11 protein-coding genes are annotated in these 17357 nt (G+C 72.8%); 9 read left to right on the plus strand and 2 right to left on the minus strand.

Annotated features, from left to right (window positions below; translation table 11 throughout):
* Window positions 1-17: 17 nt before the first annotated feature.
* Window positions 18-1328, plus strand: a complete 1311-nt coding sequence (locus TBIS_RS03900; protein ID WP_013131037.1) for an extracellular catalytic domain type 1 short-chain-length polyhydroxyalkanoate depolymerase — start codon at window positions 18-20, stop codon at window positions 1326-1328.
* A gap of 100 nt (window positions 1329-1428) precedes the next feature.
* Here the strand turns inward: TBIS_RS03900 and TBIS_RS03905 are convergent, their stop codons facing one another.
* The gene (locus tag TBIS_RS03905) at window positions 1429-2229 is read right to left on the minus strand and encodes a GntR family transcriptional regulator (protein ID WP_013131038.1); all 801 of its coding nucleotides are present in this window, start codon (window positions 2227-2229) and stop codon (window positions 1429-1431) included.
* Between the two features lie 137 nt (window positions 2230-2366).
* On the opposite strand from TBIS_RS03905, the gene TBIS_RS03910 reads away from it, so the two are divergent.
* The 8 genes from TBIS_RS03910 (at window position 2367) to TBIS_RS03945 (ending at window position 16214) form a co-directional block, all read left to right on the plus strand.
* Entirely contained in the window at window positions 2367-3401 is a 1035-nt protein-coding gene (locus tag TBIS_RS03910; RefSeq protein ID WP_013131039.1) for an SIS domain-containing protein, read from the plus strand.
* 308 nt (window positions 3402-3709) lie between these two features.
* On the plus strand, window positions 3710-4819 hold the full coding sequence (locus TBIS_RS03915) for a glycoside hydrolase family 3 protein (protein WP_148231447.1): 1110 nt from the start codon (window positions 3710-3712) through the stop codon (window positions 4817-4819).
* Window positions 4820-4982: 163 nt separating this feature from the next.
* Window positions 4983-5633: an HAD family hydrolase gene (locus TBIS_RS03920; protein ID WP_013131041.1), complete on the plus strand. Its 651-nt coding sequence runs from the start codon at window positions 4983-4985 to the stop codon at window positions 5631-5633.
* 172 nt (window positions 5634-5805) lie between these two features.
* On the plus strand, window positions 5806-6303 hold the full coding sequence (locus tag TBIS_RS03925; RefSeq protein ID WP_013131042.1) for a DUF6912 family protein: 498 nt from the start codon (window positions 5806-5808) through the stop codon (window positions 6301-6303).
* Window positions 6304-6354: 51 nt separating this feature from the next.
* Window positions 6355-6987, plus strand: a complete 633-nt coding sequence (locus TBIS_RS03930) for an HAD family hydrolase (protein ID WP_013131043.1) — start codon at window positions 6355-6357, stop codon at window positions 6985-6987.
* A gap of 77 nt (window positions 6988-7064) precedes the next feature.
* Window positions 7065-7805 carry an HAD family hydrolase gene (locus TBIS_RS03935; protein ID WP_013131044.1) on the plus strand — a complete coding sequence of 247 codons (741 nt, stop codon included), beginning with the start codon at window positions 7065-7067 and terminating at the stop codon, window positions 7803-7805.
* 453 nt (window positions 7806-8258) lie between these two features.
* Entirely contained in the window at window positions 8259-10196 is a 1938-nt protein-coding gene (locus TBIS_RS03940) for an acetoacetate--CoA ligase (protein WP_013131045.1), read from the plus strand.
* Window positions 10197-11273: 1077 nt separating this feature from the next.
* Entirely contained in the window at window positions 11274-16214 is a 4941-nt protein-coding gene (locus TBIS_RS03945) for an NAD-glutamate dehydrogenase (protein WP_013131046.1), read from the plus strand.
* On the opposite strand, the gene TBIS_RS03950 is transcribed toward TBIS_RS03945, so the two are convergent.
* Window positions 16215-17276, minus strand: coding sequence for a DUF8094 domain-containing protein (locus TBIS_RS03950; protein ID WP_013131047.1), 1062 nt, complete (start codon window positions 17274-17276; stop codon window positions 16215-16217).
* Window positions 17277-17357: the final 81 nt, after the last annotated feature.

Here is a 17357-nt window from a genome sequence, read left to right on the forward strand (position 1 = left end):
CGAGGAGGGGAAGGCGAATGAAACGAGCGAGAGCGTTATGGGCGGGCGCCTGCGCGGCGCTGCTGTACGCCTTGGTCGCTCTGGTGTCCCCGAACCAGGTCACAGCGGCCACGCTCACCGAGGTGACGAACTTCGGCCCCAATCCCGGCAACCTGCGCATGCACATCTACGTGCCGAACAACGTGCAGCCGAACCCGGCCATCGTGCTGGCCATGCACCCGTGCGGCGGATCCGGGCCGTCGTTCTACTCTTCCACCGAGTTCGCGACGCTGGCCGACCGGTACGGCTTCATCGTGATCTACCCGTCCGCGTCGAAGAAGATGAACTGCTTCGACAACTGGTCCGACGAGTCGAAGGTACGCGGCGGGCAGACCGACCCGGTGTCGCTGATGTCCATGGTGACCTACGCCTTGCAGCAGTACCACGGTGATCCGGACCGGGTGTTCGCGGTCGGCAGCTCCTCCGGCGCGATGATGACCAACGCCATGCTCGCCCTGTACCCGGAGGTGTTCAAGGCCGGGGCGGCGTTCATGGGCGTGCCCTTCACGTGCTTCCCCAACGAGGCGGCGTTTCAGCCGGGCTTCAACTCCGCCCCGTGCGTCGGCAAGACCGCGCAGGAGTGGGGCGACGCGGTGCGCAACGCGAACCCGGGCTATCACGGCCCCTGGCCGCGCATGCAGCTGTGGCACGGCACCAACGACTTCGTGGTCTCCTACTCCGAGCTGGAGGAGGAGATCAAGCAGTGGACCAACGTGCACGGGCTGAGCCAGACGCCGACCAGCACCGACACGCCGCAGCCCGGCTGGACGCGCCGCAGCTACGCCGACTCGTCCGGAACCGTCCAGGTCGAGGCGTACACGATCCAGGGCGCCGGGCACACCCTCCCGATGAGCGGCATGGCCGCCTACGCCATCGAGTTCTTCGGTCTCACCGGCACATCGCCGACCGCGACCCCGACCGCGACCCCGACGGTGACCCCGACCGTGACCCCGACCGGGGGCCCGACGAGCGCCCCCTGCCGGATCCGGTACGTCCCCAACACCTGGAACAACGGGTTCACCGCCAACGTGACGATCACGAACACCGGGAGCACCGCCATCAACGGCTGGACCGTGACGTGGACCTGGCCGGGCAACCAGCAGATCACCAATGCGTGGAACGCCACGATCACCCAGTCCGGCCAGCAGGTCACCGCGCGCAACGTCGGCTACAACCCCACGATTCCTCCTGGGGGCAGCACCGACTTCGGCTTCCAGGGGATCTATAGCGGCACCAACACGTCGCCGAGCCAGTTCGCGCTCAACGGCACCCCCTGCGTCACCGAGTAGCCGCTCGCGCACCGCGAGCCGGCCCTCCTGACCTGCCCTGTCCTTCCGGATGCGCGCCGCGGGTCCGCGGCGCGCATCCCGCCTCTTCGGCATCCGCGCGTCATGGACGCGCGGAACGCTCGGCGCCCTCCGGGGCGAGCCCAGGGGCGGGCGCGCCGAGGGCGGCCTTGAGCTGGTAGCGGTCCGCCCGGTAGGTGGAGACCCCGTACTCGGCGCACACCCCGCCCGCGAACGACCGGCGGTGCAGGACGAGGACGGCCGCCCCGCCGGGCAGGCCGAGCAGGCTCGCGTCCGCCGGATCGGCGGTCCCGGCGGTGATGGTGAGCTCCCCGCCGTCCATGACGATGCCGTACCGGGCCTCCAGCAGGGCGTGCAGCGACCGGCCGGTCAGGTCGGCCTCCTCCAGGCCGGGGGCGAGGGCGGCCGGGATGTGGGTCCGGTCGATGCCGACCGGCTCCCCGTCCGCGGTGCGGAGCCGTTCGATGACGTGCACGGCGTCACCGGGCCGGATGCCGAGCCGGGCGGCCAGGTGCGGCCCGGCCCGCACCACCCGGCGGCCGAGCTCGCGGGCGCCCGGCGCCATGCCGCGCGACCGGATGTCCTCGGTGAACGAGGTGAGGGGCAGGGTCAGCTCGATCCTCGGCTGCGCCACGAAGGTGCCCTTGCCCGGCACCCGCTGGAGCCGGCCCTCCGCCACCAGCCGGTCCACGGCCTGCCGTACGGTCATCCGGGAGAGCCCGTAGCGGCGGCACAGCTCCCGTTCGGACGGGATCGGGGCGCCGGGCGGCAGCTCGTCGCGCTCGATCAGGTCGAGCAGGATCTCCCGGAGCTGGGCGTACTTCGGGACCGGGCCGTGGGGATCGATCCCGGGCACCGCCACCTCCCTGCCGGATTCGATCATGATCTTGCCCGGAATGGGCTATGGTTCGTACTGGTCTAGTCCGGACTAGACCACATCCGCCGAATCACTGTCAACCGTGGTGGCAGAACAAGGACAGAGGGCCGGTACCCCGATCCGCCGAGCGAGGACGATCCGCCATGACCACGACGATGCGCAAGGAGATCGCCGAGCAGCCCGCCGCCATCCAGGCGACGCTGGACGCCCTGCTGCCCCGGACCGGTGAGATCACGGCGCTCGCCGAGGGCACCCGGCACGTGCTGTTCATCGCCCGGGGCACCTCGGACAACGCCGCGGTCTACGGCCGCTACCTGATCGAGACGCGGGCGGGCCGCCTCACCGCGCTCGGCGCGCCCTCGGTCGCCACGGCGTACCGCCGCCGGCTCGACCTCGACGGCGTGCTCGCCGTGGGGCTCTCCCAGTCCGGCCGGACCGAGGAGATCGTCGACACGCTGCGGTGGGCCCGGGACTGCGGCGCGAGGACCATCGCGATCACCAACGGCGGGGAGTCCTCGCCGCTCGCCCAGGCCGCCGACCTCGCCCTGTGCACGCTCGCCGGAGAGGAGCGGGCGGTCCCGGCGACCAAGACCTACACCACCCAGCTCGTCGCCCTCGCCGTGCTCGCCATCGGGCTCGGGGCCGACGTGGACCCCGGGGAGCTGCGGCGCGTCCCCGAGGCGGTCGCGGCCTTGATCGAGGACCCCGGGGATATCGGCGCGGTGGTGGACGGGCTCGCCGGCAAGGCCGGCCTGGTGGTCTCCGGCCGTGGGCTGGTGTACTCCACCGCGCTCGAGCTCGCGCTCAAGCTCAAGGAGGCCTGCTACCTGCACGCCATCGGCCTCTCCTACGCCGACCTGCTCCACGGGCCGATCGCGGTCGTGGACGCGGACACCCCGGCCATCCTGGTGGCCGCGGGGGAGGGGCCGGTGCTCGCCGGCACGGTCGCGCTCGCCCGGCGGGTGCGGGACGCGGGCGCGTCCGTCTACGCCATCGGCGGAGGGGAGGAGCTCGCCGGGGCGGCCACCGCCGCGCTGCGCGGCCCCGAGCTGCCCGAGTGGCTCGCCCCGCTGGGGCTGATCGTCCCCGGGCAGCTCCTCACCGAGGCGCTCGCCCGCCGGCTCGGCATCGACCCGGACGCCCCGCGCGGGCTGCGGAAGGTCACGCAGACCGGCTGACCTGGTGGTGAGTCTCCGGCATCGGCCGGTACTGCCACGGTGCCGATGTGACTATGGTGAATGGCGTGTCAGGACCGCGTCGTGGTGTCGGGGGCGGCCGGAGGCCTGGCCGTGGACGCGGCCTCACCCCACTGATCGCCTTATCGCTGCTCATCGTGGCCGGCTGCTCGACCGGTGCTCCCGCGCCGCAGCCGCCGCCCGCGTCCGCTCCGCCGTCCGAGGCGACGCCCGGCCCGGGCGCGGGGCAGAGCCCGTCGCCCAGCCCTTCGCCCTCGCCCGGCGGCGAGGCCGCAGGGCTGCTCGCGCGGATGAGCCTCGAGGACAAGGTCGGCCAGCTCTTCATGATCGTCGTGTACGGCCCGCGGGCCGGCGCGGCCCACCAGGAGAACACCGCCCGGTACGGCGTGGCCACCCCGGCCGAGGTGGTGCGCAGGTTCCGCCCCGGCGGAGTGATCCTCTTCCCGTGGGCGGGCAACATCTCCACCGCCGAGCAGGTCGCCGCGCTCACCACCGGGCTCCGGAAGGCGTCCCCCCTGGTGCCGCTCATGGTCGGCGTCGACCAGGAGAACGGCGAGGTGGCGCGGCTGGGGTCGCTGGTGACCAAGCTGCCGGGCGCCCCGGCGATCGGGCGGACCCGCGATCCGCGGCTCGCGCGGGACGTGGCGCGGGTGACCGGTGAGGAGCTGCGCGACCTGGGGATCGCGGTGGACTTCGCGCCGGTCGCCGACGTCAGCGCCAAGGGGTCGTTCATCCGGTCGCGGGCCTACGGGTCCGATCCGAAGCTCGTCTCGGCCATGGTGCGGGCGGCCGTGGAGGGGTTCCACGCCGCCGGCGTCGCCTCGGTCGCCAAGCACTTCCCCGGGCACGGCGGCACCAGCGTGGACAGCCACCAGGACCTGCCGGTCATCACGTACTCCAAGGCCCGGTGGCGGCGCGTGGACGCGCCGCCGTTCCGGGCGGCGATCGAGCGCGGCGTGGACGCGATCATGACCGCGCACGTGGCCATGCCGAGGCTCGACCCCTCCGGCGACCCCGCCACGCTCTCCCGCGCGGTGATCACCGGCCTGCTCCGCGGGGAGCTCGGGTACGACGGGGTGGTCGTCACCGACGCGCTCGACATGGCCGGGGTGCGCAAGCGGTACGGCGACGCCGAGGTGGCGGTGCGGGCGATCCTCGCCGGCGCGGATCTGCTCCTCATGCCGCCCGACCTGCCCACCGCGTACCAGGCGGTGCTGACCGCGGTGCGGTCCGGCCGCATCCCCGAACGGCGGATCGACGAGTCGGTGCTCCGCATCCTCCGGCTGAAGGAGCGGCGCGGCGTCCTCGGGCCCACCCGCACCGATCCGGGCGGGGTGAAGTCGGCCGAGCACCTCAAGGTGGCGCGGCGGGTGGCGGCGGCCATCGCCGACGCCAGGTAGCGCGGCGCGGCCGGGCCGTACCCCTCGGATCCGCCCGGCTCGCGGGTGAGGAAGGCCGCGTGAGGTGCTCGGGGACGACCGCCGGAAATCAAGATCAACAACAGATTAGAATCTTGTTTTAGAATTCCTCCCGGACGGTCATCTCGCCACGGGAGGCGGTGCGGTGCTCAAGGGCGTGCTCATCGACTGGGGTGGTGTGCTCACCACGAGCATGGCCGAGTCCGTCGCGAGGTGGATGGAGGCCGACCGGATCGATCCCCACCACTACCGGCAGGTGATGCGGGAGCTCCTCAACCACGCCTACGCGGGCGGGCCGGGGGAGAACCCGATCCACGCCCTCGAGCGGGGCGAGATGCCCGCCTCCGAGTTCGAACGGCGGCTCGCCGCGATGCTGCGCACGGTCGACGGGGAACCGCCCGAGGCCGCCGGCCTGCTCACCCGGATGTTCGCCTGGTTCCGGCCCGTGGCGGAGATGCACGACATGCTGCGGATGGCCCGCTCCCACGGCCTCGCCACGTGCCTGGTGTCCAACTCGTGGGGGGTCGAGTACCCCCGCGACGGCTGGGACGAGCTGTTCGACGCGGTCGTCATCTCCGGTGAGGTGGGGATGCGCAAGCCCGAGCCCGGCATCTACCACCACGCGCTCGGCCTGCTCGGGCTCGACGCCCCGCAGTGCGTGTTCATCGACGACATCAAGGCGAACATCGAGGCGGCCCAGGCGCTCGGCCTCGTCGGCATCCACCACCGGGAGCCCGCCACGACCCTGTCGGAGCTGGAGCGGCTGTTCCGCCTGCCCTTCCGCCCGGCCCGGTGAGCGGCCGCGGCCCGGACACGCCAGGTCCCGGCTCCGCTGCGGGCCCGCCGCCCGGCCGTAGGGTGAGATCCTGGTTCCCGTTGGCAGCCGCGGTGCGCGTCATCGGTGAGCCGGGACGGGGTCCCGTCCCGGTGTGACCGCCAACCGCGAGATCAGGTGAGTCGAGGAACGCATGCGCGTCTATCTGCCGTGCACGCTCCCCGCGCTGGCCGAGGTGCTCAAGGCGGGGGAGCTGGGACCGGCCCCGTTGACCGGTTACGCGGTCACCCCCGCGTTGATCGAGTGGTACGCCTCCGGCGACACCGAGGAGCTGGAGTACGTCGCGATGACCGAGGCGGCCCGCGCCTCGCTGCGCCTGCTCGCCGCCGCCGGCCCCGGAGTGGTGGCCCGGCGCGTGGTGATCGCCGCCGAAGTCCCCGAGGAGGCCGTGGCGGCCGGCACCGACCCGGCCGAGCGCGGCCGGGTGGAGGTGCGCAAGCCCGTCCCGCTGCGGAAGATCGCGTCGGTCCACGTGGACGACCCGGCCGCGATCCCCGACATCGAGGCGGCGATCGCCGCGCTGCCCGGCGCCGACGCCGGGGACGAGGACGCCCGCTTCGTGGTCGACGGCGCCGAGGACCACGAGCTGATGTGGTACGCCCGGCAGGAGATCAGGGATCTGCTGGCCTGACCGGCGGCGTTCACGGGGATGTCATGGCCGGCCGCTACCTTCGGGGGTGATATGACGCACATAGTCTGGGACTGGAACGGGACTCTCTTCCACGACATCGAAGCGGTCGTCCAGGCGACCAACCGGCTTTTCCAGCCGTACGGCATCGGCCCGTACGACATCGAGGGCTTCCGCGAGGTCTACACCCGGCCGATCTGGGTGGCGTACGAGCGCATGCTCGGCCGTCCGCTCCGGGAGGGCGAGTGGGAGATGCTCGACCGGGGGTTCCACGAGCACTACCACAGCCTGATGGAGGCCTGCCAGCTCACCGAGGGCGCGCTCGCCAGCCTGCAGGCCTGGCAGGAATCCGGCCGGACCCAGTCGCTGCTCTCCATGTGGCGGCACGAGCGGCTGGTCGGCAAGGTGAGCGAACTCGGCATCGACGGGCACTTCGTCCGGGTCGACGGGTCGCGCACCTCGTCGGGCGGGCACAAGGCCGAGCACATGGTGGAGCACCTCCGCGCCCTCGGCATCGACCCCGAGAAGGTCGTGGTGATCGGCGACAGCGTGGACGACGCCCACGCCGCCCAGCACGTCGGCGCCCGGGCGATCCTCTACGCCGGGGGCATGACCAAGCGGTCGGAGCTGGAACGCGTCGGCGTCCCCGTCGTGGACCGGCTCGCCGACGCCCTCGACCTGATCTGAGCCGCGCCCGGCCGGCAGGCGCTCAGGCGGCCGGCGCGCCCCACGCCGGTGATACTGATTGGGCATCCGCAACCCCAGTGATCCTCACGGAGGCCGCGATCAACCGCCTCGTTCTCTGGAACGTCGATCTCACGCTCGTCGACGTCAGCATCGTCACGCGCGACGCCTACGCGGACGCGTTCCGGATGGTGACCGGGCGGCCGATGGTGAAGCTCGCCCCGGCCCTGGGCCGCCCGGAGTCAGAGATCATCTTCGAGACCTTGGCCATCAACGGCATCGCCGCCGAGGAGCACCACCTGCCGCGCTTCCTCGACGCGCTCGCCGTGAGCTTCGCCGAGCGGCGGGACCGCCTGGCGAAGGACGGGCGGATGATGCCGGGCGCGCGGGACGCGCTCAAGGCGCTGTCCAAGCTCAAGGGAGTGGTCCAGTCGGTGCTCACCGGCGGCATCCGGGACAACGCCGTGCTCAAGCTCAAGGCGTTCCGGCTGGACAAGTGGATCGACTTCGAAGTGGGCGGCTACGGGGAGGAGGTCTACCCCAAGGCCACCCTCCTCCAGGTGGCGCAGAGCCGGGCGAAGGAGAAGTACGGCGCCACGTTCACCAAGGAGAACACCGTGTTCATCGGGGACTCCCCCCGGGACGTCCAGGCGGCGAAGTTCGGCGGCGCCCGGATGATCGCCGTGGCCACCGGCCGCGCCACCGCGAGCGAGCTGGAGGAGGCGGGCGCCGACATCGTCCTCCCCGACCTGGAGAACGCCTCCGAGGTCGTCGCCGCGGTCGCCCGGCTCACCGACCCGGCGGAGCGGCCCGTGCGCTGACCGGGCGTCCCGGTTCGTCCCCGGGCGCTCGTCCCACCGGGCCAGGTGCCCCGGCGGGCGGCTCGGGGCGTCCCATCCGAGGACCGGCTCGCCTGGGCGGCGGGCCGTTGCCGTCCACCCCGGCCGAATGCCCTCGGGGTGTCCCGTGTGTCCCATCCCGGGGCGGATGCTCTGCGCGGGTCCCGGGGTGTCTCATCCCAGAGCCGGGTGGGTGGTCCTCGACGGCGGCATGCCGTACCTCCTGGGCGGACGGCCTTGGGCGTCTCCCCCGGGGCGTTCCACCTGAAGGCCGGGCGGCCTTCGCGGCGGGGCCGGCGTGCTCCGCCGGAGGGCCGGGCGCCCTCGCCCGGCCGGACCGGACGTCCCCTCGCGCGGGCGGACCGCAACCCCCGGGCGGCCGGCGGAGCGACCCGGGGTACTGACATCCGCCCTCCGGCCCGCCAAGATGGTCCCATGGTTCAGGAAGGCGATCTGCTCTGGGAGCCGACCCACGAGGTCATCCGCGCCGCCCGGATCACCCGCTTCCAAGAGTGGCTGGGGCGCGGCGGCCAGGACTACCCGGAGCTGTGGCGGTGGTCCGTCGAATCACCGGAGGAATTCTGGCCCGCGATCTGGGACTACTTCGGCGTCGTCGGCGAGCGCGGAACCGGTCCCGTGCTCTCCGGCTCGATGCCGGGCACCGAATGGTTCCCGGGCGCGCGGCTCAACTACGCGGAGAACGCGCTGCGCGGCGACCCCGACCGGCTCGCGGTGATCTTCCGCGATGAGGCGGGGAACCGGCGGACGTTCACCCTCGGCGAGCTCCGCGCGGAGGTGGGCCGGGTGCGGGCCGGGCTGGCCCGGCTCGGCGTGGGCCGCGGCGACCGGGTCGCCGCGTACGTCCCCAACATCCCGGAGGCCCTCATCGCCTTCCTCGCCACGGCGTCCCTCGGGGCCATCTGGTCGTCCTGCTCCCCGGACTTCGGCGCGTCCAGCGTGGCCGACCGGTTCGCCCAGATCGAGCCGAAGGCGCTGATCGCCGTGGACGGGTACCGCTACGCCGGCAAGCCGTACGACCGGTCGGCCGTGGTCCGGGAGATCGCCGCGAAGCTGCCGAGCCTGCAGGCCGTGGTGTGGGTCCCGCTGTTCGGCGGGGACGGCCCCGCCCCGGCGGCCGACGGCGGGGTGCGCGCCCTGTCCTGGGCGGAGCTGCGGTCCGAGGAGGCCGGGCTCGAGTTCGAACGGGTCCCGTTCGGCCACCCGCTGTGGGTGCTGTACTCGTCCGGCACCACCGGCCTGCCCAAGCCGATCGTCCACGGCCACGGCGGGATCGTGCTCGAGCACCTCAAGTCGCTCTCGTTCCACCAGGACCTCGGCGAGGGCGACGTGTTCTTCTGGTACACCACCACCGGCTGGATGATGTGGAACTACCTCATCGGCGGCCTGCTGGTCGGCGCCACGGTGGTGCTGTACGACGGCAGCGCGACCCACCCGGGCACGGACGCGCTCTGGCGGCTCGCCGCCGACGAGGGAATCACGTACTTCGGCACCGGCGCGCCGTACCTGCTCGCCTCGATGAAGGCGAAGGTACGGCCCACCGGGCTGGAGCGGCTGCGGGGGATCGGATCGACCGGGTCCCCGCTCCCGCCCGAGGGCTTCGCCTGGGTCTACTCGGACGTGAAGGCGGACGTGCAGCTCGGCTCGTTCTCCGGCGGCACCGACGTGTGCACCGGCTTCGTCGGCGCCGTGCCGCTGCTGCCCGTGCGGGCCGGGGTGATCCCCTGCCGCTGCCTCGGCGCCTCGGTGGAGGCCTACGACCCGGAGGGCAAGCCGCTGATCGGCGAGGTCGGGGAGCTGGTGCTCACCAGGCCGATGCCCTCGATGCCGGTGATGTTCTGGAACGACCCGTCGGGGGAGCGCTACCGGGAGTCGTACTTCGCCGACTACCCGGGCGTGTGGCGGCACGGCGACTGGATCAAGATCCTCCCGGACGGCGGGTGCGTGATCTACGGCCGCTCCGACGCCACGCTCAACCGGGGCGGGGTCCGGATGGGCACCAGCGAGTTCTACCGGGTGGTCGAGCGCTTCGACGAGATCGTCGACAGCCTGGTGATCGACACGGGCCGGCTGGGGCAGGAGGGCCGGCTGCTGCTCTACGTGGTGCTCGCCGAGGGCGCCTCGCTCACCGAGGAGCTGACCTCGGCCATCCGCGCGGCGCTGCGCACCGAGCTGTCCCCGCGCCACGTGCCCGACGAGATCCACGCCGTGCCCGGCATCCCGCGCACGCTCTCCGGGAAGAAGCTCGAGGTCCCGGTCCGCAAGATCCTGCTCGGCACCCCGGTCGAGCAGGCGGCCAACCCGGACGCCCTCGCCAACCCCGAGACGCTGCAGTACTTCGTGCCCCGGAAGTGAACTGGCGCCGGGCACGCCCCGGAAGTGATCCTGGGCCGGGCGTCCGCGCGGCCCCGCCGCCGGGGCGGCTCGCCCGGCGATGGTGCGGGGCGTGGCATCTGGGCCGGGTACCGCCCTGGGGCGGGGCGGCTCGCCCGGTCCCGGGCAGGTGTCCGGGACCGGATCCGGCCGGCGCAGCCGTGGCCGGGTCCGGCCGCCCGCCCCGGCCCGCACCGTTCGACTGCCGGCCCAGTACCGGTCGCCCGGCCGGCCCGGCACCGATCGCGCGGCCGGCCCGCGCGGCCGTCCGCGGTGACGGTACGCACCGCCGCCGATCGGCCACCTGGCCCTCGGCTCCGCTGGGGGAGACCGCCGTCCGTCCCGGTCATGCCCTGGTGTCCGGCGGTCATCCGCCGGTGCCCGTGGACGGGGTTTCGGACCATTTACGGACCGGTCGGCCGCGCTGATTCTTGACCGAAAACGGCCAGGTCACCGGACGCCTATGTTCATGATCGTGCACTAAATTGACGAATGCCGCGGGCGTAGGGTGAGATCAGGGCTGACGGCCCGTGGTTTCGGTCACAGAAGATCAAGCGCCGCCGGGAGTGGGCATGCAGCGGGGTGGGCACGGGGGCGCTCCGCCGCCGCAGTGTGCGGCCGGAGCGGTGGGCCCCCGCGCGGCGAGGCCGGGCGGCCCAGGCGCGCGTTCCCGCTTCGGCGTCCACCCCGGCACGCGGCCCGGTCGCAGCGGATCGGGCTCCGCCATGCCCGGCCGGCGGCGCAGCGGCGGTGGGATGCTACTCTCATCCATCTGCTCGTGCGTGGTCCCGGACTCTCCGACAACGGGGTCGGGGAGCCGCCGGGGGCCCGCGATGACGTTCGCGGAACGCCCGGCGGACCGCGAGACCGGCCGGCGATCCGCACGGCGCATGACCGCCGGCCCGGCGACGGCACCGGGCGGCCGTCCCGCCGATCGGGACCGATACAGGCCGCTCGTCCCGGGCACCGTTCCAGAGGGGAGGGCCTGGTGCCGTGGATCCCGGGTCATGGGCCGGCGTGGCTGATTTCCTGCACGCTCACAAAGGAGTGAGTAACACGATGTCGCTCGATGTAGCGCTAAGCCGGGACGAATCGGATAAAGCGCTGGACGAGCTCCTCCGCGCCGCGGCCGAGGCCTGCGCCGACACGCTCGGCGTGCGGCAGGTCGACGGCGAGGACGTGCTCGGCTATCTGCGGCGGTACTACAAGAACGTCACCCCCGAAGAACTGACCGGGCGCGGCCTCGCCGAGGTGTACGGCCCGGCGCTCGCGCACCGCCGCATGGCCGAGCTGCGCCCGCAGGGCCGGGCGCTGGTCCGGGTTCACACCCCCACCCGCGATGAGGACGGGTGGGAGACCGGCCGCTCCGTGGTGCAGATCGTCACCGACGACATGCCGTACCTCGTGGACTCGGTGACCGCCGAGATCGACCGGCACGGCATCGGGTGCTACCTGGTCGTCCACCCGCAGCCGGAGGTACGGCGGGACGTGACCGGCGCGCTCCTCGACCCCGGCGCGGAGCACCTCAGCGGCCAGGTGATCCGTGAGTCCTGGATGTACATCGAGATCGACCGGCAGCCCGACCCGGCCAGGTGCGCCCGGCTCGAGGAGGACCTGCAGCGCGTGCTCCTCGACGTCCGCTCCGCGGTCGAGGACGCGGACAAGATGCGGGCGCTCGTGCTGCGGATCGCCGACGACCTCACCGCGGCCCCGCCCCCGGTCGACGCGGCCGAGGTCGGGGAGAGCGCCGACCTGCTCCGCTGGCTCGCCGACGGGCACTTCCTCTTCCTCGGCAGCCGCGAGTACCGGCTGTCCCGCGCCGAGGAGGGCGAGCACCTGAGCGCCGTGCCGGGCACCGGTCTGGGCATCCTCCGCGCCGACAAGGCCGAGTCGGACAGCTTCGCCGCCCTCTCCCCGGAGCTCAGGGCGCGGGCCCGGGACCCCCGGGTCCTCATCATCACCAAGGCGAACAGCCGTTCGACGGTCTCCCGCCCGAACTACCTCGACTACGTGGGGGTGAAGGTCTTCTCCCCCGAGGGCGACGTGATCGGCGAGCGCCGGTTCCTCGGCCTGTTCACCCACACGGCCTACAGCGAGTCGATCACCCGGATCCCGGTGCTCCGGCGCAAGCTCGCCGAGGTGCTCGACCGGGTCGGCATCGCCGCGGACAGCCACGACGGCAAGGACCTCATCGAGATCCTCGACACCTACCCGCGCTCGGAGCTCTTCCAGACCTCGGTCGACCACCTCGTCCCGATCGCGCTCGGCCTGCTCCGGCTCCGCGAGCGCAAGCAGGTGCGGCTCTTCCTCCGCCGGGACGACTACGGCCGGTACATCTCCTGCCTGATCTTCCTGCCGCGCGACCGGTACACCACGAAGGTCCGGGTCGCCATGCAGCGGATCCTCCTGGAGGAGCTGGGCGGCACCTCGTTCGACTACAGCGCCGTGGTCGGCGAGTCGATGCTCGCCCGGCTGCACGTCGTGGTCCGCGGGGAGCCGGACACGCCCGTGCGCGAGCTCCCCGAGAACGTGGAGGAGCTCGAGGCCCGGCTCGCCGCGGCCGCGCGGATCTGGGAGGACGACCTCGCCGCCGCCCTCCAGGAGCTCTGCGGCGACGAGGAGGCCGCCCGGCTGATCGAGCGGTACGGCTCGGCCTTCCCGGAGGGCTACAAGGCGGACTTCTCCCCGTACGACGCGGTCGCCGACATCAAGCGGCTCGAGCGGCTCAGCGACGACCCCGCCGACATCGGGATGAACCTCTACCGGCCCGAGGGGGCGGCCGCCGGCGAGTACCGGTTCGCGCTCTACCGCCTCGGCGCGCCGATCTCGCTCTCCCGGGTGCTCCCGCTCCTCCAGCGGATGGGCGTCGAGGTCGTGGACGAGCGGCCGTACGAGATCACCCGGGACCACGGCGCGTCCGGCCAGGCGTGGATCTACGACTTCGGGCTCCGCTTCACGCCCCCCGCGGACGTGGACGAGCGGGAGCTGCGGCGCCTGTTCCACGACGCCTTCGCCGTGCTGTGGCGCGGCGACGTGGAGTGCGACGGCTTCAACGCGCTCGTGCTCGCCGCCGGCCTCACCTGGGAGGAGGCCGAGGTGCTGCGGGCCTACGCGCGGTACCTCCGGCAGGCCGGGACCACGTTCAGCCAGGAGTACATCGAGCGCGCCCTCCTCGGCAACGTCCGGATCGCCCGGCTGCTGGTCCGCCTGTTCGAGGCCCGGTTCGACCCCCGGCTGCCCGCGGACGCGCGGACCGAGGTCTGCGACGCGCTCAACGAGGAGATCCTCGCCTCGCTCGACGACGTCGCCTCGCTCGACGAGGACCGGATCCTCCGGGCCTACCTCGAGATGATCAACGCGACGCTCCGGACCAACGTCTTCCAGCCGGCCCGCGCCGACGGCCGGGACCCCGGATCGGGCGGGAGCAAGTTCGTCACCGGCAAGCGCAAGCCGTACATCTCGCTGAAGTTCGACCCGCAGGCGATCAGCGTGCTGCCGCAGCCGCGGCCGAAGTACGAGATCTTCGTCTACTCGCCGCGGGTCGAGGGCGTGCACCTGCGCTTCGGCAAGGTCGCCCGGGGCGGGCTCCGCTGGTCGGACCGGATGGAGGACTTCCGCACCGAGATCCTCGGCCTGGTCAAGGCGCAGATGGTGAAGAACACCGTCATCGTCCCGACCGGGTCCAAGGGCGGGTTCGTGGTGAAGCGCCCGGTCACCGGCGGCCGGGACGAGCAGCTCGCCGAGGGCATCGCGTGCTACCGCCAGTTCATCTCCGGCATGCTCGACCTCACCGACAACCTGGTCGGGGGCCGGGTGACGCCGCCGGCGGACACGGTCCGGCACGACGGGGACGACCCCTACCTGGTGGTCGCGGCGGACAAGGGCACCGCGACCTTCTCCGACATCGCCAACGAGGTGGCGCGGGAGTACGGGTTCTGGCTCGGGGACGCGTTCGCCTCCGGCGGCTCGGTCGGCTACGACCACAAGGCGATGGGCATCACCGCCCGCGGCGCGTGGGAGTCGGTGAAGTTCCACTTCCGGACCATGGGCATCGACGTCCAGACCACCGACTTCACCGTCGTCGGGATCGGCGACATGTCCGGTGACGTGTTCGGCAACGGCATGCTCCAGTCCGAGCACATCAAGCTGATCGCCGCCTTCGACCACCGGCACATCTTCGTCGACCCCTCGCCCGACCCGGCCCGCTCCTACGCCGAGCGGCTCCGGCTCTTCCGGCTCCCGCGCAGCTCCTGGGACGACTACGACCGGTCGTGCATCTCCCCGGGCGGCGGCGTGTGGCCGCGGACGGCCAAGTCCATCCCGGTCTCCCCGCAGATGCGCAGCGCCCTCGGGCTGCCCGACGGCGTGACGTCGCTCACCCCGAACGAGCTGATCAGCGCGATCCTGCGCGCCCCGGTGGACCTGCTGTGGAACGGGGGCATCGGCACCTTCGTCAAGGCCACCGCGGAGAACAACGCCGACGTCGGGGACAAGGCCAACGACGCGGTCCGGGTGAACGCCTCCGAGCTGCGCTGCAAGGTCGTCGGCGAAGGGGGCAACCTCGGCTTCACCCAGCTCGGCCGGATCGAGTACGCGCTGGGCGGCGGGCTGATCAACACCGACTTCATCGACAACTCGGCCGGCGTGGACACCTCCGACCACGAGGTGAACATCAAGATCCTCCTGGACGAGGCGGTCCGCGACGGCGAGATCTCCGCCGAGGAGCGCGACCGGATCTTCCTCGGCATGACCGACGAGGTCGCCCGGCTGGTGCTCGAGGACAACTACGCGCAGAACCTCGTGCTCGCCGCCGCCCGGGCGCAGGCGCCGGAGATGCTCCACGTCCACACCCGCTACCTGCGGAAGCTGGAGCGCGACGGCCTGGTCGACCGGAAGCTGGAGTCCCTGCCCTCGGAGAAGGCGCTCGCCGAGCGCCGGCAGGCCGGCCTCGGCCTCACCGGCCCGGAGTTCGCCGTCCTGCTCGCCTACACCAAGCTGCTGATCGACTCCGAGCTGCTCCAGTCGGACATCCCCGATGAGCCGTACCTGGAGTCGTGGCTCGTGTCGTACTTCCCGTCGGCGCTCCGGGAGCGGTTCCGCTCGTACATGGACGCCCACCCCCTCCGCCGGGAGATCATCACCACCCGCGTGGTGAACGACGTGGTCAACTTCGGCGGGACCACGTTCCTCTTCCGGTTCTGGGAGGAGACCGGGGCCTCCACCGCCGACATCGTCCGCGCCTACCTGGTCACCCGCGAGGTGTTCGACCTCCCCGGCGTGGTGCGCCAGATCCAGGCGCTGGACAACAAGGTGGACACCGCCACGCAGCTCGCCATGCTCTTCGAGGCGCGGAAGCTCTCCGAGCGGGGGACCCGGTGGCTGCTCGTCAACCGGAGGCCGCCGGTGGAGCTCGGGCCGACGGCCGAGCTCTTCGCCAAGGGCGCCAGGGAGCTGCTCGGCGTTCTGCCGTCGCTGCTCGTCGGCCGGGACCTCGCCGCGTACGAGGAGCGGAGGGACCACTTCATCGCCCGCGGGGTGCCGAAGGACCTGGCCGAGCGCATCGCGGTGATGGTGCCCGCCTACTCCACGTTCGACCTGGTGGAGATCGCCGCCCAGACGGGCCGGCCGCTCCAGGAGGTGGCCGAGGTCTACTTCGCCCTGGCCGACCGGCTGGAGCTCACCCGGCTCCGGGAGCGGGTGATCGCGCTGCCGCGGGACAGCCGGTGGAGCTCCATGGCCCGCTCCGCGCTCCGCGACGACCTGTACGCGGCGCACGCCGTGCTGACCCGTCAGGTGCTGACGGTCAGCGAGGCCGGGCTCTCCCCGGAGGAGCGGCTCGACCGGTGGACCGAGGCGAACCGGCCGGCCCTGGCCCGGATGCGGCAGACGATCTCCGAGATCTGGGAGAGCGGCACCTTCGACCTCGCCACGCTCTCCGTGGCGCTGCGCGCGGTCCGGACGCTGGTGACCGCCAGCGACCTGCCGTACGCCGAAGGCTGATCAGCGGTTGGTCGCGCTCGACACGGCGCCCTCGTACCCGATCACGTGCGCGGGCGCCGTGGAGGCCTTCGGCGGCACCGCGGCCACGTACTGCTGGGTCTCCTGGATCTGCCGCTCCTCGCGGATGATCGGGCCGCCGGCGCCGAGCAGCCACCGCGCCTCGGGCGGGATGGGGACCGGCCGCCCCTCACCGCACTTGAGCTGCTCCTTGCCGGGCGACCAGGTGGACGTCCGGACCAGGGTGTAGGCGACCAGCGCCCCGCCGTCCGCGGTGCGCAGGGCGAAGACGGGGTACCTGGCGGCGAGCGCGAAGATCGACCGGTAGTTCATGCAGTCCCGCTCCCGGGCCGTGCGCCGCGTCTCCTCGATCTCGGCGTAGAAGCCGGTGGTGTGCGGCCCGGGGGCGATCAGCCCTGACGCGAAGCCCTGGGGCCCCTCCTCGGCGATCGTCGCGTGCAGGGGGCCCATGAGGTTCGGGCTGACCGCGACCGACTGGTCGCGGGGGTCGAGGGCGGTCGCGTACCCGTCGTCGTCGAGCGCGATCTCCGGCAGGCCCTCCTCCGGGTAGAGCAGGGACTCGTGGCTCACCTGCCACCGCGCCCCCTCGCCCTGCCGGGCGAAGACGAGCACGGCGAGCCGGGTCTCCCCGGACGGGTCGCGCCGCTCCGCCGTGGCGAGGAACCACTGGGGCGACCGGCCCGGGCTCTGCCGGGGCACGTACACCTCCCGGCGGCCCCACGAGTAGCGGGGCGGGTCGCCGCCGTGGGAGTGGATCGCGGCCAGCGTGATCATGCGGTGGCCGTCCCGGGTGAGGGCGAGCGCCCATCGGTCGGCGAGGGCGGCCCGGACCACGTCGTCGGTGGCGAGGTGGGTGTCGAGCGCGTCGCGGGCCTCGTCGAGCGTCACGGCCTGATCCGGCGGGCCCGGGGACCCCGGCGTGGCCGGCGTCTCCTCGGCCGCGGCCGGGGTCGTCGCGGCATGCTCCGCCGCCTCGCCGCTGGAGCAGGCGACCGTGGCACAGGCGAGGGCGAGGGCGAGCGCGCCTCGCACGATCCTCGTCACGCCGTCCTCCCGCTGCGACGCGGTGCCACCACCATCGCCACGTGGAACCTGACCGCGTCCGTGGTTCGCGTACCCTTTACA

Source organism: Thermobispora bispora DSM 43833 (genome assembly GCF_000092645.1).
In the GTDB taxonomy this organism is placed as follows: domain Bacteria; phylum Actinomycetota; class Actinomycetes; order Streptosporangiales; family Streptosporangiaceae; genus Thermobispora; species Thermobispora bispora.

What these genes read in the sequence shown, in the direction of transcription:
- TBIS_RS03900 (WP_013131037.1), top strand. Translation starts at nt 18, where the DNA reads ATGAAACGAGCGAGAGCGTTATGGGCGGGCGCCTGCGCGGCGCTGCTG.
- TBIS_RS03905 (WP_013131038.1), bottom strand. Translation starts at nt 2,229, where the DNA reads ATGATCGAATCCGGCAGGGAGGTGGCGGTGCCCGGGATCGATCCCCAC.
- TBIS_RS03910 (WP_013131039.1), top strand. Translation starts at nt 2,367, where the DNA reads ATGACCACGACGATGCGCAAGGAGATCGCCGAGCAGCCCGCCGCCATC.
- TBIS_RS03915 (WP_148231447.1), top strand. Translation starts at nt 3,710, where the DNA reads ATGAGCCTCGAGGACAAGGTCGGCCAGCTCTTCATGATCGTCGTGTAC.
- TBIS_RS03925 (WP_013131042.1), top strand. Translation starts at nt 5,806, where the DNA reads ATGCGCGTCTATCTGCCGTGCACGCTCCCCGCGCTGGCCGAGGTGCTC.
- TBIS_RS03930 (WP_013131043.1), top strand. Translation starts at nt 6,355, where the DNA reads ATGACGCACATAGTCTGGGACTGGAACGGGACTCTCTTCCACGACATC.
- TBIS_RS03940 (WP_013131045.1), top strand. Translation starts at nt 8,259, where the DNA reads ATGGTTCAGGAAGGCGATCTGCTCTGGGAGCCGACCCACGAGGTCATC.
- TBIS_RS03945 (WP_013131046.1), top strand. Translation starts at nt 11,274, where the DNA reads ATGTCGCTCGATGTAGCGCTAAGCCGGGACGAATCGGATAAAGCGCTG.